This window comes from Cupriavidus numazuensis, from assembly GCF_905397435.1.
GTDB lineage: Bacteria > Pseudomonadota > Gammaproteobacteria > Burkholderiales > Burkholderiaceae > Cupriavidus > Cupriavidus numazuensis.
The window spans coordinates 15,075-36,622 of the sequence record NZ_CAJPVI010000034.1 but is presented as its reverse complement, the minus strand read 5'-3'; the positions used below and the strand labels follow the sequence as shown (position 1 = coordinate 36,622).

The window sequence follows — 21,548 nt, the reverse complement described above, 5'->3', positions numbered from 1 at the left end:
AATATCCAGGTGCGTGATGGCGGCGTTGGGCAGGCCGCCGTGTCAGTCGAGCGTGGCGCCGGAGTCCTTCACCACCTTGCGCCAGCGCGTCATCTCGGCGGACAGGTAGCTGGCATAGGCCTCGGGGGTCGAGCCGCGCGGCTCGGCGCCCTGCGCGGCCAGCGCTGATCGGGTTTCAGGGTTGGCCAGCGCCTTCATGGTCGCGGCATTGAGCTTGCGTACGATCTCCGGCGGCGTCTTTGCCGGGACCATCATGCCCTGCCAGGCGCCCACTTCAAAGCCCGGCATGACGGTTTCGGCCACGGTCGGTACTTCCGGCAGCTGCGAGCTGCGCGTGCTGCTGGTCACGGCCAGCGCGCGCATGCGCTTGTCGCGAATGAACGGCAGCGACGAGTTGATCGTATCCGTCATGAACTGCACCTGACCGCCGGCCAGGTCGGTCAGCGCGGGGGCGCTGCCCTTGTACGGCGCGTGCACGGCGTTCAGGCCGTTGGCCTGCAGGAACAGGAAGGCGGCCAGGTGCGTCACGTTGCCATTGCCGGCCGAGCCGTAGGTCAGCTTGTCCGGATGGGCTTTGGCGTACTGGATGAATTCCTTCACGTTGTGCACCGGCAGTTGCGCATTGACCTCGAGCACCAGCGGCACCATGGCGGTCAGCACCACCGGCGCGAAGTCGCGCCGTACGTCATAAGTGAGCTTGCTGTAGAGCGCCGGGCTCAGCGCGATCGACGAGGTGTTGTACAGCACCGTATAGCCATCGGCCGGCGCCTTGGCCACGATCTCGGCGGCGATATTGCCGTTGGCGCCAGGACGGTTGTCCACCAGCACCTGCTGGCCCAGTTCGTCGGTCATGCGTTTGGCGATCACGCGCGAGACCAGGTCGGTCGGGCCGCCCGGCGGGAACGGTACCACCAGCCGGATCGGATGGGCCGGGAAGCCGGCACCACCCTGTGCCAGCGCGCTGGTGCTGGCGAGCAAGGCCGGCACGAGCGCGGCCAGGGCCTTCATGAGGGTCTTTGCCATCATTCTGTTTGTCTCCTCCACGAAATCGTCAGATCCATTCCAATGCGATGCGTTTCAGCCGGGACGTCCGGCCAGCAGCCGCCGCGCCGTGTATGTCATGACTTTCTCGTTGCGCTGGTTGAAGACCTCGATCTCAGAATCGACCACCGCGCGGCCGCTGCGCGACGTGGGGCGGATGCCGGTTACCGTGACCGTGGCCCACACCGTATCGCCGACCACCACCGGGGCCAGGATCTTCTGCGTGAGTTCGAGCATGGCGAGCCCCGTGCCCTGGATCATGGTCTGCAGGATGAAGCCTTCGATCAGCGTGTAGGTAAGCGCGCCTGGGACCGGGCGGCCGCCGATCGCACCGCCGTCGTAGCCGTCCTCGATGAAGATGGCTTCGACCATGCCGGTGACCGAGATGAAGTTGACGAGGTCGGTCTCGGTCACGGTGCGGCGGAAGGTCCGGAAGGCCTGGCCCTCTTTCAGGTCCTGCCAGTAGAAGCCCTGGCCGAGTCGCGGCAGGTCGCGTTGCGTCATGCTGTCTCCTTGGAGTTGTTCTCAGCGTTGGAAGTACCGCGGGCAGCGCCAGTGGCATATAGCCCTTCAATGTCCTGCTGTGTCAGCCCGGCCTGCGCCAGCAACTCTGAGGTGTGTTCCCCGAGGCGCGGCGGCACGCCGACCGGTGCGCGCTCGCCGTCAAAGCGCACCGGTGCGCCCGGAAAGCGCAGCGAGCCCATGGCGGGATCTTCGACGGCTTCGAAAAAGCCGGTCGCGCGCAGGTGCGGATCATCGGGCAGGTCGTCGAGTTCGTTGATCCTTGCCACGGGAATCTGCAGTGACTCGCAAACCTCCATCCAATGCGCAGTGCTGTGCCCGCGCACGATCTCGCCGGTGATCTCGTACAGCATCTCGATGTTCGCGGTGCGTGCCGAGATATCGGTGAAGCGCGTATCGGCGGCCAGTTCGGGACGGCCCGCGGCGCGGAAGAAGTCGCGCCAGTGGGCGTCGGTGTACGGCATCATGCAGACATGGCCGTCGGCGCTCTGGTACGGGCGGCGCAGCGGCGCCAGCACGCGTGGATAACCGGTGCTCCCGCGCGGCGGCTCGAAATGCCGGCCGTAGAAATGCTCGACCAGGTTGAACGCGACCATCGATTCGAACATCGGCACCTCGACCATCGCGCCCTGGCCGTCGCCGCGCGCACGGCCAGCCAGTGCCGCACATATGGACAGCGCAGCCACCAGTCCGCTGGTCTTGTCGGCGGCAATGGTCGGGAAGTAGCGGCTGCTGCCGGTCTGCGCCGCCATCAGCGCGGCGTTGCCGGACAGGCCCTGGATGATGTCGTCATAGGCCGGGCGTCCGCCGTATGGGCCTTCCTCGGCAAATCCGAGCAGGCTGACGTAGACCAGTTGCGGGTGGCGTGCCTTCACGTCGGCCGGCGCCAGGCCGAGCGCGGCCAGCTTCTGCGGGCGCATGCTGTGCATCAGCACGTCCGCGCCGGCCAGCAGGCGGTCCAGCGCCGCCTGCGCGGCGGGCTGCTTCAGGTCCAGCACGATGCTCTTCTTGCTGCGGTTCACGCCGAGGAAAATCGCGGCCATGCCGGCTTCGGCGGCCGGGCCGGTGCGCCGGGTGGAGTCGCCTTCGGGTGGCTCGACCTTGATGACCTCGGCGCCAAGGTCGGCCAGCCACTGGCTCGCGTAGGGGCCCATCACGACCGTGGAAAGGTCGATCACGCGGATGCCTGCTAAGGGCAGCATGCGTCTGTCTCCGGATCTGTACTGTGGGGCACAGCGTAGATCACGGGCATATGTCTGGTCTAATATTAGTTTTTTAGAAACTGATATACCCCGGATATCGATATGGATCTGCGTCAACTTCAGCAGTTCGTTGCCCTGGCCGAGACGGGCAACTTCCACCGCGCGGCCGAGCGCCTGCACATGGCGCAGCCGCCGCTGTCCATCTCCATCCGCAAGCTGGAGGAGCAACTCGGCACCGCGCTGTTCGTGCGCACGCCGCGCGGTGTCAGGTTGACCCAGGCCGGCGAAGCGGCGCTGCAGGATGCGCGCCGAGCGCTATTCCATGCGGGGCAGGCGCGGGCGGCGGCGATGGCGGCCGCGCAGGGCGAACGCGGCGCGCTGCGTATCGGCTTTGTCGGTTCAGCGACCTATGCACTGCTGCCCAAGCTGATCCCGGCCTTCCGGGCGGCACATCCGGGGATCGAGCTGGTGTTGCATGAATCGACCACGGCGAACATCCTCGACCAGCTCGAAAAGCACCGGCTGGACGCCGGGCTGGTGCGCTTTCCGATCCTGAGCAGCGGTGGCTACACGCTCACGCCGCTGGAGAGCGATGTCTTCGTCGCAGCCGTGCCGGCGGACAGCCCGCATGCGAAGGAGGAATCGATTCCGCTGAAGGCGCTCGCGGCTGAACCGTTCATCATGCATCCGGCGGCGGCGGTGCCCAACCTTCATGCGGTGGCGATGATGCTGTGCCAGCAGGCTGGGTTTGTGCCGCGCGTCACGCAGGAGGCGGTGCAGGTGCAGACCATTATCAGTCTGGTGGAAAGCGGGTTGGGTGTGGCGCTGGTGCCGAGCGTGGCGACGCGGTACGCCAACCGGCGGGTGCGGTTCTTGCCGCTGTCCAGCCCGCGGCCGGCTGGGAGGATCGGGATTGCCTTCGCGGCGCGGGCGGATGATGCGGATCGGCAGGTGGAGAGGTTTCTGGGGGCGGCGTTGGAGGCGGTAGGGGAATAAGGAACGGGTTCTTGGCCCGCGCCGGTGGTTCTTTTGCGTAGCTGGTAGGTGCTTCTGGTTCGCGCTGGATTGTTGCTCTTGGCAGGCGCCGCTGTTTCGCCGGCGTAGCCGGCGAGTCACTTTTTGTCCGAGCGACAAAAAGTAACCAAAAAGCGCGTCGTTGCCGCGGGCCATCAATTCCACGGTGTCGGTAGTTCAAACTGCTTTGGACGCCTGCGATGGTGGTCGGCCGTTCGACCCTGCTACGCCATGTGAGTCAGAACCTGTGCCTGGCGCGGCACAACGTTTGGACGATCCCCAAGACGGACTCGGGTACAGCGTTTCAATAAGGTCAGTGGTGGGACGCCTTCGGCTGCGCTGCGCGCACATCCTAGTCGGGGCGCAAGCTCACCAACGTCGCTGGCGCCCGAGGTCTGTATTTCTTCTCCCTCTCTCCACTTGGCGCATGCAATGCGCGGGCCTCGTTACCGAGGCGTGGTTTGCCCTGGGCCTGTGTGCTCAGACTAGGGCTCTGCGCGTAGCGCAGCCGAAGGCGATCACACGATATCGCTCGCAGCAGGGGCCACAGACGCTTGCAGGGCTCGTTCAATCAGCGCTGTAATTCTGACCACGGTCGTGCCCCACGCGGCAGGCAGTGTGACTGACTCTGAAGCCCATACCCGTACAACACCCCTGGCACACTACGATAAAAATTCGCCCCTTTGGGGCAACCAAAACGCGTTTTTGGTTACTTTTGTCGCTCGGACAAAAGTGACTCGCCGGCTACGCCGGCGAAACAGCAGCGCCCGCCAAGAACGACAACCCAGCCCTAACGAGAAGCGCCCCGCCGGCTACCTGGCCGAAACCCTTTCAACCACTCTTCCCTTGCCGAGCACCCCGCGGCCGCGGGGTAGCCGACGCTCCCCCCGCCCGCACCAAATTCACCCCCGGCAACAAATGCAACAACCTCACCAACTCCGACTGCCGATGCGTCCCCGTCTTGCGCAACGTATCCCGGATATGCACCCGCACGGTATGCGGCGACAAAAACTCCCGCTCGGCAATCTCGTTGAGCGTTTCGCCGGCGGCCAGCCGGATGGCAATAATGCTTTCCTTGCGCGACAGCCCGAACAGCGAGGTCAACACCGCCGCATCGAGCACCGACCGCGATTCCGAGTTGCCCAGCAGCATCATCGCTGCCGGCAGTTGCCAGGGCCCTTCCACGGGCTGGCGCGACACCAGTGGCACGACGATGATCGGCACCGGTTGTCCGCCGGAGGTGATGTGCATCCATGACCCCGATGCCGCGTCGGCGCCGCGGCCGCGCACGGCGCCCTCAAGCAGTCCGTGCAGCACAGACTGCAGCGATGGATCGCGCGAGCGCAGCAGGCCTTGTTCGAGCGACAGGTTGCTGTCGGCCTGCACCAGCGCCTCGGCCCAGCTGTTGGCATAGCGCACCCGCATGTCGGCCTGCAGCACCATCACGCCGAAGTCCAGCGTGTCGAGCCCGGCCAGCCCCAGCGAAGCCAGTCCGCTCAGTTCGAAGTTGCGCTGCTGCATGCGCGCGGCGCGAGCCCAGTGCGGCATGACATGGGCCAGCCGGCGTTCGCGCACGGTGCGGCTGACATGGCTTTGCCCCGTGCTGGTGCCGCTCATGAGCACGCAGATCTCGGCGGTGTCGATCAGCCGGATGCCCTGTTCGAGTTCGTCGCCGTCGCGCGAGACGGCGACCGCTGTCGCGATGCTGTCCGCCATGGCCTCTGCATCGCTACCGGCGGCGAGGGCGGTTCCCGCGTATGACGGCTGGCCCGGATCCGACGGCGGGATGACGCCGTCGGGCAGGCTGACGCCGCTTGTGAAACAGCCGTGCGGGGTGACGCCGAGCCGGGCATGGCCGGACAGCTTGTCCCAGATCAGATAGCGCGGGCTGTCTGTGGCTGTGTAGCGTGAAAACAGGTCCAGAGCGGCGGGCATGGCCGCCACGTCCATTGCGGACTCGTAGATGGAGTCGACCAGACGATGAAAATCATCGTCGGCCGTCGGGTGTTCGCCCATATTCAGTTCCCCCGGTGGCAAACGCCTTTACTGAGCGCCATTTCAAAATGGCTGCTGTTTTGTATTTCCCCTACTGCTGTGCTGCCCGGGCGTTCTTGTGCGCTCCGTGGCCACGGCACCGTAACGTGACGGCACCGCGTGCAAGATGCTCTGCAAGCATTGTCCATGCCTGCATGTCGGCAATCATGCCAAACAATCCAGTTCGATTTATCCCCCGCTTTGGGGGGCTAACGCTCCGTCAAGCGAGCGCAGCGGACCAGATCGTCAATATGTCGACGCTTGCATAACGCGGATGTTAATGCGCTATACGGAGTCATGAAGGAATTTCGACGTCAAAATGACAGCCGCGTTTCGCAAAAGCGACAGCGTACCCGTTTCTGCGTGATTCGGGCATCTCATTCGGTGCGCGGCATGACGGCTTCGACGCTTGCCGCGCTGGCTGTTCCGCCGTCCAACTGAATGGTCAGGCTAGGCGATGCCATGCGGATACCGTTGGTATCGAATTGCCGCTTGAGGAGCGCATTGAACGCGCGCGTGATTTCCGCCTGCATCAGCGGGCGGGTCTTGAACTGCGCCAGCACCACCGGGCCGCTCGGGTCGAAGCGGTCCAGGCCCAGGATGTCCAGGCCGGACAGGAGCTTGTACGAATAGCGGTGGTCGTGCGCGATCTGGGCGCCGGTGGACCGGATCAGCTCCAGCGCGCGGTCCAGGTCGCTCTGGTACGCGATGCCGATGTTGAAGACCGCATAGCCATACCCGCGCGACAGGTTCTTGACTGCCTTGATCTGGCTGTACGGCAGCGTGTGCAGCGCGCCCTTGCCGTCGCGCAGCTTGACGGTCCGGATGGTCATGCCTTCCACCACGCCGGCATGGTCGGGCAGTTCGATGGAGTCGCCGATGGCAATGGAATCCTCGATCACGATGAACAGCCCCGTGATCAGGTCCTGGACCAGGCTTTGCGCGCCGAAGCCGATCGCCAGGCCGACCACGCCGGCACCCGCGAGCAGCGGCGTGACGTTGACCCCGAGATTGGCCAGTACCACCATCATGGCGATGACCAGCAGCGCCACGAACGACGCATTGCGCACCAGCGGGAGGATGGTCTTGGCACGCATGCTGGGCTGCGCGGCCCGGCCATACGTGGGGGAGAGCGCCTGCGTGATGGCCGTGTCGATCAGCAGCCAGACCAGCCACGCGAGCAGCACCGTGGCGGTCACGCTCAGCATGGACTCAGCAATGTGCCGGCCCGCGGGCGAGGCTTCGACGAGATGCAGCACCGACGTTCCCCAGATGCGCGTGCCCAGTTCGACCACGGTGATCCAGATCAGCACGCGCACCAGCGCCATGGCGAAGCGGCCGAAGCGCTCCAGGTAGGCGGAACGCCGCCGGTCGCGGATGCGGGGCGCACGCACCTTTGCCTTCGGGGAGCGGCCGGCGATCAGTGTCAGCAGCAGCGCGATGACGAACAGCGACACCGAGGCCACGGTGCGGCGCAGGAAGACATCGGCATGGCCGGTGGCCAGCACGGTGCCGATCACCGACGCCACGACCACGGCGAGCACGGGCAGATGCCAGGCCTGGCCGGCCAGGCGCAGCAGGTCCGTCATGGCCGGATGCGACTGGCGGAATTCGAGCGGACGTTGCGCGATGAGCTGGCCCACCTGGCGCCGGAAGCGCAGCGCGAACACGCCGATCAGGATTGCGGCCGCGACATTGGCGCTTGTGGAGATCAACGCGCTCAGATTGGTGCCGAGCACCGTGGTGATGCGGGGATCCGTCGCGCTGTTGCCGAGTGCGGCCAGGGCGCCGGTACAGAACAGCAGCAGCGGCGAGTGCGTCAGCAACTGGCGTACCGCCAGCCGGCGGTGTGCAGTGCGGAACAGCGCGAAGATGACCTGGCAGACCGCGCCCGCGATAGCCCCGGCCACGATCGCATGGGCCACCATCACGGCCGCCATGCTGGCCGGCGACTGGGAAAAGTGCCGGTACGCAAGCAGCATCGTGAGTGCGAATGCGGCTACCCATGGCCCGATGCGCCGCAGCATATAGATGCCGACATCCATCCAGGATGGCAGGTCGGGCAACCCGACGCGTGGCTTGCGTACGAGCGCGACAGTGGTCTCGGCGCGCATGTGGCGGCGCACCCGGATGCGGTGCCCGATCTCCCACAGGATCCAGCCGCAGAGCGCCCAGCCGCCAATGACCATGACGAACTCGCGCAGGGAAGCGAGGCCCGAACGCGTTCCTTTGAGCGTCACGGCGTCGCGCCACTCCTCGGCGGCGAACTGTGCACGCCAGCGCCAGTAGTGCCAGGGGCCATGGTCCTTGCGCAGGTGCGTATCGACTTCATCGAGTGCCTGCGCGACGGCGCCGATCAGCCCCGGTGCGGAGGCTGGCGCAACCGGCGCCGATGCCGGGGCATTCAATCCGCTGCGCAGCGCCTGCAACTGTTCAAGCAGGGCCTTGCGCTGGGTGTCGTCTTTCAGGGTGACGATCACCTGGTCGAGCGACTGGGCCAGCGGGGCGCTGGCCGGTGCAGCCTTGGCATCTGTCTTGGCATCGGCCTGCCGGATCGCGGCGGCCAGCGGGTTGGCCGGCGCGGCATGGGCCGGCGCGCATGGCACCAGTATCAGGATCAGCGGCAGCAGCAGTGCGGCCAGCGGCAGCCAGGCGTGCCGGTGCAGCAGTGATCGGGCATCAGGGACAAAGGGGCGCATGGGTCAGGGGCCGCGTCGCGGGCAAGCCGTCCATGCGCGACACTGTAGCGCATTGGTCCCTTGCCGGTTCCCTGAGTTGGAATCGGGATGACCCGCTGACCCTCCGTGGCGCGGGCAAAAGTGGCGTTTCGGTGCATTCGTCGCTTCCGACGATGCGTGTCAGGGCCCGATCCCCGAATCTCGAACCCGCTCCGGCGCAGCGTTGCGCCGGTTTCAGACACCAACTTCGGGCTTGCCGCTTGTGCGGCACCAGGCCTGCAAAAACCAGACGGAAGGAACACGGCAATGGAACTCAATGCATCGGTATCGGCCATCGTGACGGGCGGCGCTTCGGGCCTGGGCGAGGCGACGGCGCGCGCGCTGGCTGCGCACGGCGTACGCGTCGCGCTGTTCGATCTCAATGCCGAAAAGGGCGAAGCACTGGCCCGTGAACTGGGCGGCGTGTTCTGCCAGGTCAACGTGACTTCGGAAGCGGAAGTGGAAGCCGGCTTTGCCAAGGCGCGCGCCGCCATCGGCCAGGAACGCATCCTGGTCAACTGCGCCGGCACCGGCAACGCCATCAAGACCGCTTCGCGCTCCAAGGAAGACCCGTCGCAGATCAAGTTCTTCCCGACCGATGCGTTCGAACGCATCGTCCAGATCAACCTGATCGGCACGTTCCGCTGCATCGCGCGCTCGGCTGCCGGCATGCTGACGCTGGACCACACCGCCAGCGGCGATCGCGGCGTGATCATCAGCACCGCGTCGGTGGCGGCGCAGGATGGCCAGATCGGCCAGGCGTCCTACTCGGCATCGAAGGCGGGCGTGGTCGGCATGACGCTGCCGATCGCACGCGATCTCTCCGGTGAAGGCATCCGCGTCAACACCATCCTGCCGGGCATCTTCAATACGCCGCTGCTGCAAGGCGCGCCCGAGAACGTCAAGGCCGCGCTGGGCGCCTCGGTGCCGTTCCCGAAGCGCCTGGGCCAGCCGGAAGAGTTTGCCTCGCTCGCGGTCGAGATGTGCCGCAACGGCTATTTCAATGGCGAGTCCGTGCGACTGGACGGCGCCATCCGCATGGCACCGCGCTGATCGGCACCGCAAGCATCCGCAGATGACGGCTGCGGCCCGGCCTGGCCGGGCCGTTTCTACATATAAGAAGAGGAGACGTCGATGGATTTCAGCTATCTGGCCACGCTGCCTCACGCGGTGCGCCACTTTGCAGGCCTCAGGCCCGACGCCGTGGCCTACTCGTTCGAAGGCCGGCAGACGACCTACGCCGAGTTCGAGCGCAATACCAGCCGCGTGGCGCAGGCGCTGCTCGCTGCCGGCGTACGCGCGGGCGATCGCATCGGCTATGTCGGCAAGAACTGCGACCACTATTTCGAGGCGTGGCTCGGCGCGGCGAAGATGGGCGCGGTCATGACACCGGCAAGCTGGCGCCTCGCTGGCCCCGAAGTGGAATTCATCATCGGCCATTGCGATGCCGTGATGCTGTTCGTGGGTCCCGAATCCGCGGCGATGGTGCAGGGTTTGCTGCCTGCATTGCCGATGGTGCGGCAGGTCATCGCCATGGAAGCGGGCGGGGGACAGGACTGGCCCGTCTACACGGACTGGCGCGATGCGCAACCGCCCACGCTGCCCGATCACCAGCCCGATGCGCATGACGTCGTGCTGCAGCTCTACACCTCTGGGACGACCGGACGACCCAAGGGCGCCATGCTGACCCACCGCAACCTGACCATTGGCACCGAGGTCAGCGAGCGTGAATCGATTCCCTGGTCGCACTGGACCGCGGACGATATCTCGTTGGTGGCCATGCCGGTCGCGCATATCGGCGGCTCAGGCTGGGGCCTGCGCAACCTGCTCTCGGGCGCCAAGGGCGTCGTGGCGAGAGAGTTTGATCCGCGCGCCGTGCTCGACTTCATTGAACACGAGCGCATCAGCAAGCTGTTCATGGTGCCGGCGGCCATGCAGATCGTGCTGCGCGATCCGCGTGCGCGCTCGGTCGACTACTCGCGCCTGAAGTACCTGCTGTACGGTGCGGCGCCCATTCCGGCGGCGCTGCTGCGCGAAGGCATCGAAGTTTTCGGCTGCGGCTTCGTGCAGCAGTACGGCATGACCGAAACCACGGGCACCGTGGTGGCGCTGCCGCCGGAAGACCATACGACCGAAGAAGTGCCGCGCATGCGTGCCGCAGGCAAGCCGCTGCCCGGCGTGGAACTGAAGGTGGTCGACTACGAAGGCCGCGAACTGGCGCCCGGTGAAGTCGGCGAGGTCGTGGTCCGCTCCGCGCACAATATGTCCGGGTATTGGAAGCAACCCGAAGAGACCGCGCGCACGATTGACGCCGATGGCTGGCTGCGCACCGGCGACGCGGGTTATCTCGATACCGAGGGCTATCTGTACATCCATGATCGCGTCAAGGACATGATCATCAGCGGTGGCGAGAACGTCTATCCGGCGGAAGTCGAGAGCGCGATCTACGGCCACCCGATCGTGGCCGACGTCGCCGTGATCGGCGTGCCCGACGAGAAATGGGGCGAGGCGGTCAAGGCCATCGTCGTGCTCAAGGCCGGGCAGGCTGCCGACCGCGACAGCATCGTCGCGTGGACGCGCCAGCGCCTGGCGGGGTTCAAGGTTCCAAAGAGCATCGACTTCGTCGACGCGCTGCCGCGCAACCCATCCGGCAAGCTGCTGCGCCGCAAGCTGCGCGAGCCGTTCTGGGACGGCATGGGCCGGCAGGTCAACTGACCGGCTGACAAGGTCAAAAGCTGCGATTATTGTCTCCCCTCTCCCATTTATGGGAGAGGGGCGGGGGAGAGGGCAGGAGTTTCCACGAAGTGGGGCGTCACGGTGCTTGCCATGCGCCTGCCCTCTCCCCCAACCCCTCTCCCGCAAGCGGGAGAGGGGAGCACCAAGCAGGCACGCCAGCTTTTTCAGCAGCAGGACCCGGTTCCTCGCGGAACCGGGTCCTTTGTCCATCTGCGGCTACGGTATCGCTCAGTCGGCCTGGATGCCGAATTCCTTGACGATCTTCGTGTAGCGCGCTGTATCGGACGCCAGCAGCTTCTGCAGCACGGCCGGCTCGCCGCCGGACGGCGTGACAGCAATGGTTGCCATGCGCGACACCACGTCAGGCATCTTCAGGATCTCGTTGACGTGGCCGTTGAGCGTGCGCACCAGTTCAGGCGACATGCCCTTGGGGCCGAGCAGCGCCTGCCACGCGCCGATCTCCACGTCCTTGTAGCCTTGCTCGGCCAGCGTCGGGACATTAGGCGCGAACGGCGAACGCTTCGAGTCGGCCACGGCGATCGGCACCAGGGTGCCATTGCCGACATACTGGGACACGGCACCATACGTGACGAAAGTCACCGGCACCTGACCGCCAAGCACGTCGACGATCGCCGGTGCCAGGCCGCGGTAGGGCACCTGGTTGATCTTGACGCCCGCGGACTTGTTGAACAGTTCGCCCATGATGTGCATCGGCGAGCCATTGCCCGGCGTGGCGTAGGTTTCCACCTTGCCTGCCTTGACCCGTGCCACCAGGTCGCTGACCTTGGTGATACCGGTGCCCTTGTTCACCACGACGAACAGCGATTGCGTGCCGATCTGCGAGATCGGCGTGAAGTCGCGCTGCACGTCGTAGCTGGCGCCGGTACCCGGCTTCAGCACGAGCGGCGCAATGGCGACGGTGTTGGGCGCAAGCAGCAGCGTGTAGCCGTCCGGATTGGCGCGCGACACGTAAGCGCTGCCGATCGTGCCGGCCGCGCCCGTGCGGTTTTCAACCACGACCGATTGCTTCAGGCGCGGCGCCAGCTTCTCGGCGAACATGCGTGCCAGCACGTCGACGTCGCCGCCGGCCGGATACGCGACCACGATGGTGATCGGCTTGTTGGGATATTCGCCCTGGGCCAGCGCGGGGCCGCCGGCAAACATGGCGGCAGCGCCGGCCGCGATAACGGTGGCGAGGACTTTGCGACGTGCAGACTTCATGGTGGACCTCTGAAAACTGGTGTCCCGCGCATTGCAACATGCGCGCGGACGATGGCAATTGAGTGCTTCAGGGCAGCCGCGGGCCGGAGTGCCGCGCGGACTGTGTCGTGCCAGGGGATGTATCGCCATGGAGCGCGGCGGCCGGGCATCGAGCCGGCCAGCCGCGTTGCGTACGTCTCTTAGAAGATGTGCTTGATGCCCAGCATGGTGCCGAACTGGTTCGCACCCGGCTTCGGATTCGAGCCCGGCGAGCCGCCGCTGACCGACGCGGCGAGCTGACCACCGTTGTCGATGAAGCCGGCGGTCGCGTACACCGACGTGCGCTTGCTGAACGCGTACGTGCCGCGCAGGGCGTACAACCATGCCTTGTTGTCGCTGCCGTGGTAGTTCAGGTAGTACACCTGGCCGGCCAGGTTGACCGCGGGCGTGATGTCGTAGGACGCGCCGGCGTAGTACATGTCGCTGATGCGGGTCGCGCTGCCTTCGTTGTCGCGGCGCAGCCAGCCGGCGCCGAGCTTGGCGCGCGACAGGATCATGTAGCCGCCCACCGACAGGCGGTCGTCCGTCAGGTTGCTGTTGGTCAGGCCCGCGAACGCGCCGGGGCCGCCGCGCTGCGAGTCATAGGCGGTGTGCACGCCCCACCAGTTGGTCGCGTACTGGACCATGGCCGACCATTCGCGGCAGGCCTTCTTGTCGGCCGGGTTTTCGCCCGCGCAGTTGGTGCCGGCCGGGCTCGGGCCAGCGTTGACGGCGTCGCGGCCGAAGCTGTACGTGGCGCCGACCGTGAAGCCGCCGAAGGTGCCCTTGTACGAGACCGCGTTATCCGCACGCGTGTTGGGCAGGTAGCTGTCGAGCGAGCCCGAGCCGTAGACGTTGGGCCCCAGGATGTCGCTGTCGAGCGTGGCCCAGAACAGCATGGTGTACTGGCGGCCGAACGACAGCTGGCCGTACTGGTTCGACAGGCCGACCAGCGCCTGGCGGCCGAACAGGCGGCCGCCCTGGTTGGCGCTGCCGGTATCCGGCGCGAAGCCCGATTCCAGCACGAAGATGCTCTTCAGGCCGCCACCGAGATCCTCGGTACCACGCAGGCCCCAGCGCGAGGGGACGGTCGCGGTGTTGTTGGGCACACGGGTCAGGCCATAGCCATTGGCGCCGACGTTGCTCACATACTCGACACCGGTGTCGATCACGCCGTACAGCGTCACCGATTGGGCCGAGGCCAGCAGGGGGGAGGCTGCGAGCAGGCCCGCAGCGATTCGTGCAAGTTTCATCTACCGTTTCCTTCTTTGTTCCGTCTTCTAATCGTTCTGGCTCGTCTGTCCTGGGGACCGGCTGCTGCAAGCCTCCGTAAATGCATTTTCAGCCGCTTTTGCGTTTTATAGGTAAAACATCAAACAACCTAAGAAACGTTGAGCGAAATATAGCCGGGCTTTTCGAGAGGAGTGAGGAGGGTTATCCCTAGTGAGGTCGCGGTACGACGTGGGCAAAAGCCGAAGGCTGCACACCTCCAGTGCACGATGCGGGGTCGGACGCCGGCGCATCGGCATTTCCGCCCGCGCCGCTACGACACGACTACGACACGGGCGGAAATGCGCAAGGCGCGCCAGTAAAGACTTTGCAGACAACTGACGGGCCCGGCCTGCATCCTGTTGCGCGATCGCGGTGCATGCACCGGGTCGGCGCGGCGGTGGGAAAGCCTCGTTGACCTATCGTTAACCCTGATCCTCTTGCCGCAAGCGAGCTTCTATAGTCAAAAGGTTTCATTTACAAACCTGAGTTTTATATATGGAACAAAAAGACTATCAAGAAGCGTGCCCACCGTCACAAGACATGCTTGCGGCGCTGGACAGCGGGTTTGCGCAACGCGTAGCGCAGATCGGCGGCGGTGCACAGGTGTCCTACCGCAGCGGCGGCAGCGCCGGTCCGGTGATCGTGCTGCTACACGGCATCAGCTCCGGTGCGCCGTCCTGGCTGCCGTGCGCAAGCCTGCTGGCCGCGCATGCGCGCGTGCTCGCGTGGGACGCGCCTGGCTACGGCGACTCCACGCCGCTGGCACAGGCGGAGCCCAAGGCGGCGGACTATGCGCAGCGCCTGCGGGAATGGCTGCGTACGCTGGGCGTGCGGCCCGACCTGATCGTCGGCCATTCGCTCGGCGCGCTGATGGCCGCTGCCTATGTGGCCGGTGCCGATGAGGCCGGACTGCCCGCGCAGTTGCTGCTGCTGAGCGTGGCGCAGGGATACGGTGCGCCGGGCAAGGAAGACAAGTCACGCGAAGTCTCGCGGCAGCGACTGGATGCGCTGGCATCGCTCGGCGTCGAAGGGCTGGCCGAGCGCGGCCCCGGACGATTGCTGAGCCGCGGTGCTGATGCCGGCGCCGCGGCGTGGGTGCGCTGGAACATGCGGCGCCTGCATGTGGACGGCTACCGTCAGGCAGTGGCCATGCTGTGCGGCGACGATATCGATGCCTACCTCGCCAGGCGTCCGGCCTCGGTGCCGGCGCGCATTGGCTGCGGGAGCCAGGACGTCGTCACCACCCCGGTCGCGTGCGGCATGCTGGCCGAGCGCTTCCATCTGCCGTTCGACCCGGTGCCCGATGCCGGACACGCCTGCTACATCGACCAGGCTGCCGCCACGGCGCGCCTGATCCGCAGCGCCCTGCCTGCGGCCAATCGATAGCCTTCCTCAGCCGGGGCACGCCGCCCCGGCAGCACATTCCGCATTTCACGGGTTAACCCTAGTCAATTTTTGAACGATCGTTGTCTATAGTCGTACCTGTGTTCAATATCTAAACCAGCGTTTCATTAGTAAAACAAAACGCAGCGTGATCCGAACCGGGATCACAGCGTGATGAAACCGGTCCCCACGCAGGCAGAAATGGAGCAAAGCGCAATGGATAGCCTCTCGTACAACCCCAACCTGGTCCCCTGGGAGCGTCCGGCCCCGAACAACGTCGCGGGCAAGGGCCACATCGAACAGCCGGGCAAGGTTGCCAACATCATCTGGCAGACCCGCGCTGATGCTCCCTCGGCCTACGAGAACAAGCTCGGCGACGCGCTCGAAGCCGCGTTCGAAGGCGGCGCGCAAACGCCGGCCGACATCGTCCGCGCCTTTAATGCCACGGACTTCCTGTGCCTCGATGGCCAGGCCTGGACCGAAGAGCGCTTCCTGGCTGAACTGCGCCGGCTGGGCGCCTGACCGCAGCCCGCCCCGACCGACAAGCACAGAGCCCCGAGCGAGAGAAACATGGAATCGAACAAGCAAGCCCGCGCCGAAGCCCGCCTGAACAGCGGCCTGCGCAACTACTGGTACCCGGTCGCTGCCTCGTGGGCGGTGACGCATGCCCCGATCGGCATCACCCGCCTGAGCCAGAACATCGTGCTGTGGCGTGACAACGCCGGCCAGGTCCACGCGCTGGAAGACCGCTGCCCGCACCGCGGCGCCCGCCTGTCGATGGGCTGGAACCTCGGTGACCGCGTGGCCTGCTGGTACCACGGCGTGGAAGTCGGCGGTGACGGCCAGGTCAAGAGCGTGCCGGCCGTGGACAGCTGCCCGCTGGAAGGCCGCACCTGCGTGCGCAGCTACCCGGTGCAGGAACAGGCCGGCGCGATCTTCCTGTGGTTCGGCGACCAGGCCCCGCAGGAAGGCGAGGGCAGCCCCGACGTGCTGCGCCTGCCGGAAGAGCTGGTCAGCGAAGAACACAGCAACTTCCTGTGCGTCGCGCACTGGGACTGCAACTACCGCTACGCCATCGACAACGTCATGGACCCGATGCACGGCGCCTACCTGCATGCCGTGTCGCACTCGATGGCCTGCGGCGAGAAGTCGGCCACGATGCAGATCCGCGAAACCGACCACGGCCTGATCTTCGAGAAGGTCGGCCAGCGTGGCGTGAACTTCGACTGGGTCGAATTCGGCGAAACCGGCACGCTGTGGCTGCGCCTGGCAATTCCGTACCGCGACAAGGTCGGCCCCGGCGGCCCATTCGGCATCGTCGGCATGGCTACGCCGGTCGATGAAGACCACTGCATGGTGTTTTTCTGGCGTACCCGCAACGTGCAGGGCTGGCAGCGCGATGCATGGCGCTTCCTGTACCGCAACCGCCTGGAGCAGCTGCACTGGGACGTGCTCGAGCAAGACCGCGTGGTGCTCGAATCGATGGCGCCGCAGGCCCGCGACCACGAAATGCTGTACCAGCACGACGCCGGCATCACGCGTGTGCGCCGCCTGCTGAAGCGCCGTGCCGACCAGGAAATCGCCGACGAGCCGGTTGCCATGCTCAAGCCTGCCGACGGGGTGGCAAATCATGCCTGAGGCCAACAACAACGGCCTGCTGGCCGGGCGCAAGGTGCTGGTCACCGGCGCCGCACGCGGACTGGGCCTGGCCTTCGTCAAGTCGCTGGCTGAAGCTGGCGCCGCCGTGGCCATGGCCGACATCCTGGCCGACCGCCTGCAGCAGGAAGCCGACGCACTGCGTGCACGCGGCTTCAAGGTGGTGGCCGTGCCGGTGGACCTGTCCGATCCGGCTTCCGTGCAGGCCTGCGCCGACGCCGCCATCAAGGGCCTCGGCGGTCTGGACGGCCTGGTCAACAACGCTGCCGTGACCGATTCCGGCGGCCGTGACGCCAGCGCCATCGACGTCGCCACGTGGGACCGCGTGATGAACGTCAACGTGCGCGGTACCTGGCTGATGACCACCGCCTGCCTGCCGGCCCTGAAGGCCAGCGGCCGCGGCGCTGTCATCAACCTGGCTTCCGACACGCCGCTGTGGGGCGCGCCGAACCTGCTGGCCTACGTGGCGAGCAAGAGCGCCATCATCGGCATGACGCGTTCGCTGGCGCGCGAACTGGGCCGCGACCAGATCACCGTCAACGCGGTGGCGCCGGGCCTGACGCTGGTGGAAGCCACCGAATACGTGCCGCAGCACCGGCACGACCTGTATCGCGAGCAGCGCGCTATCCAGCGCGAGCAACTGCCCGACGATGTCTGCGGCGCGGTGCTGTTCGCACTGTCCGACCTCGCCCGTTTCGTGACCGGCCAGACGCTGGCGGTCAACGGCGGCTTTGTCATGCACTGATCCACGGATCAACCGATCTACTGAAACAGAAGGAATCCAAATGAGCGATCTGTCTCAACAAGCCAACATCAAGCGTTCGTGGGAACAACCGGAAGACGCTTCGTTTGACCAGTGGATGGAAAGCCGCGTGGCGCGCTTCTCCACGCGCAAGTACGACTGGGACGCGCTGAAGTTCCAGGCCGACTACGACCCGAAGTACCGCCGTGCGCAGATGCGCTACCTGGGCACCGGTGGCACCGGCGTGGCCGCTGACACCAACACCGTGCCGTCGGAGAACTTCACGTTCTCGACCATGATCATCCCGGCTGGCCACGAAGGTCCCTCGCATATCCACACCGACGTGGAAGAGGTGTTCTTCGTGATGCGCGGCAAGATCAAGCTGATCCTGGAAAAGGACGGCGAGCGCTTCGAGACCATCCTGACCGACCGTGACCTGGTCTCGGTGCCGCCGGGCGTGTACCGCGAGGAAATCAACATCGGCGACGAAGACGCGCTGATGTGCGTGATGCTGGGCGCCAAGAAGCCGATCACGCCGACGTACCCGCCCGAGCATCCGCTGTCGAAGATCAAGCGCTGATGCGAGTGCCCAACCGCACACCGCGCCATAACCAGGTACCCAGGCCATGAACGCCCTGCAACCCGCCACCGCCACGCAAACCGCCGCCGAGTTCCCGGACAAGTACATCGTCCCGGGCCTCGAGCGCGGCCTGCGCCTGCTCGGCGAGTTCAACAGCAAGGACCGCGCGATTTCGGCGGCCGAGCTGGCGCGCCGGCTGCAGGTGCCGCGCTCGACGGTGTTCCGCCTGCTGACCACGCTCGAAATGCTCGGCTTTGTCGAGCGTGCCGAGGGTGGCCGGGACTTCCGCCTGGGCATGGCCGTGCTGCGGCTGGGCTTCGAATACCTGGCGTCGCTGGAGCTGACCGAACTGGGCCGCCCGCTGCTGGAGCGCCTGCGCGACGAGATCGGCTATCCGAGCAACCTCGTGGTGCGCGACGGCCGTTCGATCGTGTACGTGGCCAAGGCCGTGTCGCCGCGTCCGTTCGCGAGCACCGTGAACGTGGGCACCCGTCTGCCGGCGCACGCAACCGTGCTTGGCCGCGTGCTGCTCGAAGACCTGTCGCTCGACGAACTGCGCGCGCTGTATCCGGAACCGCGGCTCGAGGCTTTCTCCGAGCGTACGCCGGCCAGCGTGGACGCGCTGTACGAACTGGTGCAGCACGATCGCGAGCGCGGCTATGTGCTGCATGAAGGCTTCTTCGAGTCGAGCATTTCCACCATCGCCGCGCCGGTGCGTGACCGCACCCGCAAGGTGGTGGCGGCGCTGGGCGCCACCATTCCGGCCGCGCATATCGATCCCGCGCAGCTGGACTCGATGGTGGAAAAAGTCAGGGAAACCGCGGGCGAATTGTCGCGCCTGCTGGACTACCGGCCCGCGCTGAAAAGCAGCGGCGGCAAGGTAGTGAATCTGTATCGGGAGTGAGGACAATGTCCATGATTGAACTCGACGGCAAGGTTGCCGTCGTCACAGGCGGGTCCTCCGGCATCGGGCTGGCGACCGTCGAACTGCTGCTCGAAGCGGGCGCCGCCGTGGCCATCTGCGGCCGCGACGAAAGCCGCCTGCGCAGCGCCGAAGCGCAACTGCGCGAGACGTTCCCCAACTGCCGGCTCTATGCCGCCACGTGCGACGTGCTCAAGCCCGAACAGGTCGCAGCGTTTGCCGCCAATGTGCAAAGCACGCTCGGCAACGTCGACATGCTGGTCAACAACGCCGGCCAGGGCCGCGTGTCGACCTTCGCGAACACGGAAGACGCAGCGTGGATGGAAGAACTGCAGCTCAAGTTCTTCTCCGTGATCCACCCGACGCGCGCCTTCCTGCCGCAGCTCGAGCAATCGGGGCAGGGCGCCATCGTCTGCGTGAACTCGCTGCTCGCACAGCAACCCGAGCCGCATATGGTCGCCACGTCGGCCGCGCGTGCCGGCGTGCTGAACCTTGTGCGCTCGATGGCCACCGAGTTTGCACCGAAGGGCGTGCGCGTCAACGGCATCCTGATCGGACTGGTCGAATCGGGCCAGTGGCGCCGCCGCTTCGATGCGCGCCCCGAAGAAGACCGCAACCTGGACTGGGCCGCATGGACCGCGCGCCTGGCCCAGCAGAAACATATTCCCCTTGGCCGCCTGGGCCTGCCTGTCGAGGCAGCCCGCGCCATCCTGTTCCTTGCCTCGCCGTTGTCTTCGTACACCACGGGCAGCCATATTGATATCTCCGGAGGACACTCCCGTCATGCGTAACGAACAACAGCAAGTCACCGTGGGCTGCGCCATCACGGCGTTTCTCGAACAGTGCGGCGTCAAGGCAGCCTTTGGCGTGATCTCGATCCACAACATGCCGATCCTCGACGCCATGGGCGAGCGCGGCAACATCCGCTTCGTGCCGGCACGCGGTGAAGCGGGTGGCACCAATATGGCTGACGCCTGCGCCCGTACCACGGGCGGCCTGGGCGTGTGCCTGACCAGCACCGGCACCGCCGCCGGCAACGCCGCGGGCGCCATGGTCGAAGCCCTGACCGCCGGCACGCCGATGCTGCACATCACCGGCCAGATCGAAACGCCGTACCTGGACCAGAGCCTCGCATACATCCACGAAGCGCCGGACCAACTGACCATGCTGAAGGCCGTGTCGAAGGCCGCCTTCCGCGTGCGCAGCGCCGACACCGCGATCAGCACCATCAAGCTGGCCGTGCAGACCGCGCTGACGGCGCCGACCGGCCCGGTCAGCGTCGAGATCCCCATCGACATCCAGGCCGCGCTGATCGACATGCCCGTCGACCTCAAGCCGCTGCCGGTTCCGCAGCACCAGCCGTCGGCGCACGCGATCGACGCACTGGCCGAGCGCCTGGCCAAGGCCAAGCGCCCGATGCTGTGGCTGGGCGGTGGCGCACGCCATGCCAGCAAGCAGGTCAAGCGCCTGCTGGACCTGGGCTTCGGCGTGGTCACCAGCACGCAAGGCCGCGGCATCGTCGCGGAAGACGATCCGCGTTCGCTGGGTGCCTACAACCTGCACAAGCCGGTCGAGCAGTTCTATCAAAGCTGCGACGCGATGCTCGTGGTCGGTTCGCGCCTGCGCGGCAATGAAACGCTGAAGTACGAACTGAAGCTGCCGCGCCCGCTGCTGCGCATCGATGCGGATCCGGCTTCGGAAGGCCGCTGCTACCAGAGCGACTACTTCGTCAGCGGTGATGCCGCACTCGCGCTCGACGCACTGGCCGATCGCCTCGAAGGCCGCATGCAGATCGACCCGGCCTTCGCCGATGACCTGCGCCGCGCACACGACACCGCGGTCAGCTCGCTGGTTGACGGTCTGGGCCCGTATTCGGCACTCGTGCAGGCACTGCAGCAGGCCGTGGGCCGCAACTTCAACTGGGTGCGCGACGTGACCGTGTCGAACAGCACCTGGGGCAACCGCCACCTGCAGATTTTCGATTCGCGTGCCGGCGTGCATGCGCTGGGCGGCGGCATCGGCCAGGGCCTGGCGATGGGCATCGGCGCCGCAGTGGGCGCGGCTGCCACGGCTTCGGGCAAGAAGACCTTCACGCTGGCTGGTGACGGTGGCTTCATCCTGAACCTCGGCGAGCTGGCCACGGCCGTGCAGGAACGCGCCGACATGGTCATCGTGCTGATGAACGACAAGGGCTATGGCGTGATCAAGAACATCCAGGACGCGCAGTACGGCGGCCGCCGCCACTATGTCGACCTGCACACGCCGGACTATGCTCAACTGTGCCAGTCGCTGTCGTTGCGCCACCGCCGCGTCAGCAGCCTGGACGACATCGGTGCCGCGCTGCAGGACGCCACGGCTGAGACCGGTCCGTTCCTGCTGGAAATCGACATGCTGTCGATCGGCAGCTTCAAGACCGTGTTTGCCGGCCCGCCGGTGAACAAGCAGGCGCCGATTGCTGCGCCGGCTACGACCGCCTAAGGGAGATGTC

General features: G+C 66.1%; 18 protein-coding genes. 11 read left to right on the top strand and 7 right to left on the bottom strand.

Annotation, left to right across the window (positions count from 1 at the left end):
* Window positions 1-42: 42 nt before the first annotated feature.
* The 3 genes from KHO41_RS24775 to KHO41_RS24765 are packed head-to-tail and all read right to left on the bottom strand — an operon-like array spanning window position 43 to window position 2,765.
* Window positions 43-1,026 (bottom strand): tripartite tricarboxylate transporter substrate binding protein, encoded by a 984-nt coding sequence (locus tag KHO41_RS24775; RefSeq protein WP_211955905.1) that lies wholly within the window; start codon window positions 1,024-1,026, stop codon window positions 43-45.
* Window positions 1,027-1,077: 51 nt separating this feature from the next.
* Window positions 1,078-1,545, bottom strand: a complete 468-nt coding sequence (locus KHO41_RS24770; RefSeq protein WP_211955904.1) for a MaoC family dehydratase — start codon at window positions 1,543-1,545, stop codon at window positions 1,078-1,080.
* Window positions 1,542-2,765: a CaiB/BaiF CoA transferase family protein gene (locus KHO41_RS24765; RefSeq protein ID WP_211955903.1), complete on the bottom strand. Its 1,224-nt coding sequence runs from the start codon at window positions 2,763-2,765 to the stop codon at window positions 1,542-1,544. The genes KHO41_RS24770 and KHO41_RS24765 overlap by 4 nt, the downstream gene beginning before the upstream one ends.
* Before the next feature lie 102 nt (window positions 2,766-2,867).
* Between KHO41_RS24765 and KHO41_RS24760 the strand changes: the two genes are divergently transcribed.
* Entirely contained in the window at window positions 2,868-3,761 is an 894-nt protein-coding gene (locus tag KHO41_RS24760; protein WP_211955902.1) for a LysR family transcriptional regulator, read from the top strand.
* Between the two features lie 849 nt (window positions 3,762-4,610).
* Here KHO41_RS24760 and KHO41_RS24755 read toward each other — a convergent pair.
* Window positions 4,611-5,795, bottom strand: coding sequence for a helix-turn-helix transcriptional regulator (locus tag KHO41_RS24755; protein ID WP_211955901.1), 1,185 nt, complete (start codon window positions 5,793-5,795; stop codon window positions 4,611-4,613).
* Window positions 5,796-6,190: 395 nt separating this feature from the next.
* Window positions 6,191-8,512 carry a mechanosensitive ion channel family protein gene (locus KHO41_RS24750; protein ID WP_211955900.1) on the bottom strand — a complete coding sequence of 774 codons (2,322 nt, stop codon included), beginning with the start codon at window positions 8,510-8,512 and terminating at the stop codon, window positions 6,191-6,193.
* Between the two features lie 285 nt (window positions 8,513-8,797).
* On the opposite strand from KHO41_RS24750, the gene KHO41_RS24745 reads away from it, so the two are divergent.
* Window positions 8,798-9,583, top strand: a complete 786-nt coding sequence (locus KHO41_RS24745) for an SDR family NAD(P)-dependent oxidoreductase (protein WP_211955899.1) — start codon at window positions 8,798-8,800, stop codon at window positions 9,581-9,583.
* 81 nt (window positions 9,584-9,664) lie between these two features.
* Complete coding sequence (locus KHO41_RS24740; RefSeq protein ID WP_211955898.1) at window positions 9,665-11,245, top strand: fatty acid--CoA ligase; 1,581 nt, start codon at window positions 9,665-9,667, stop codon at window positions 11,243-11,245.
* A 249-nt stretch (window positions 11,246-11,494) separates the two neighbouring features.
* Here KHO41_RS24740 and KHO41_RS24735 read toward each other — a convergent pair whose 3' ends face one another.
* Both KHO41_RS24735 and KHO41_RS24730 read right to left on the bottom strand, forming a co-directional pair.
* Window positions 11,495-12,487 carry a Bug family tripartite tricarboxylate transporter substrate binding protein gene (locus tag KHO41_RS24735; RefSeq protein ID WP_211955897.1) on the bottom strand — a complete coding sequence of 331 codons (993 nt, stop codon included), beginning with the start codon at window positions 12,485-12,487 and terminating at the stop codon, window positions 11,495-11,497.
* A gap of 179 nt (window positions 12,488-12,666) precedes the next feature.
* Window positions 12,667-13,758 (bottom strand): porin, encoded by a 1,092-nt coding sequence (locus tag KHO41_RS24730; RefSeq protein ID WP_211955896.1) that lies wholly within the window; start codon window positions 13,756-13,758, stop codon window positions 12,667-12,669.
* A 514-nt stretch (window positions 13,759-14,272) separates the two neighbouring features.
* Between KHO41_RS24730 and KHO41_RS24725 the strand changes: the two genes are divergently transcribed.
* The 8 genes from KHO41_RS24725 (at window position 14,273) to KHO41_RS24690 (ending at window position 21,538) form a co-directional block, all read left to right on the top strand.
* Window positions 14,273-15,163 (top strand): alpha/beta fold hydrolase, encoded by an 891-nt coding sequence (locus KHO41_RS24725; protein WP_211955895.1) that lies wholly within the window; start codon window positions 14,273-14,275, stop codon window positions 15,161-15,163.
* Between the two features lie 213 nt (window positions 15,164-15,376).
* A complete protein-coding gene (locus tag KHO41_RS24720) occupies window positions 15,377-15,682 on the top strand; it encodes a recombinase-like helix-turn-helix domain-containing protein (protein ID WP_376989525.1) in 306 nt (101 codons plus the stop codon).
* 48 nt (window positions 15,683-15,730) lie between these two features.
* A complete protein-coding gene (locus KHO41_RS24715; protein WP_211955893.1) occupies window positions 15,731-16,798 on the top strand; it encodes an aromatic ring-hydroxylating dioxygenase subunit alpha in 1,068 nt (355 codons plus the stop codon).
* The gene (locus KHO41_RS24710) at window positions 16,791-17,561 is read left to right on the top strand and encodes an SDR family oxidoreductase (RefSeq protein ID WP_211955892.1); all 771 of its coding nucleotides are present in this window, start codon (window positions 16,791-16,793) and stop codon (window positions 17,559-17,561) included. The genes KHO41_RS24715 and KHO41_RS24710 overlap by 8 nt, the downstream gene beginning before the upstream one ends.
* 40 nt (window positions 17,562-17,601) lie before the next feature.
* Window positions 17,602-18,138 (top strand): cupin domain-containing protein, encoded by a 537-nt coding sequence (locus KHO41_RS24705; RefSeq protein ID WP_211955891.1) that lies wholly within the window; start codon window positions 17,602-17,604, stop codon window positions 18,136-18,138.
* A 46-nt stretch (window positions 18,139-18,184) separates the two neighbouring features.
* Window positions 18,185-19,042, top strand: a complete 858-nt coding sequence (locus KHO41_RS24700; RefSeq protein WP_211955890.1) for an IclR family transcriptional regulator — start codon at window positions 18,185-18,187, stop codon at window positions 19,040-19,042.
* A 5-nt stretch (window positions 19,043-19,047) separates the two neighbouring features.
* The gene (locus KHO41_RS24695; protein ID WP_211955889.1) at window positions 19,048-19,851 is read left to right on the top strand and encodes an SDR family oxidoreductase; all 804 of its coding nucleotides are present in this window, start codon (window positions 19,048-19,050) and stop codon (window positions 19,849-19,851) included.
* Window positions 19,844-21,538, top strand: coding sequence for a thiamine pyrophosphate-binding protein (locus KHO41_RS24690; protein ID WP_211955888.1), 1,695 nt, complete (start codon window positions 19,844-19,846; stop codon window positions 21,536-21,538). The genes KHO41_RS24695 and KHO41_RS24690 overlap by 8 nt, the downstream gene beginning before the upstream one ends.
* Window positions 21,539-21,548: the final 10 nt, after the last annotated feature.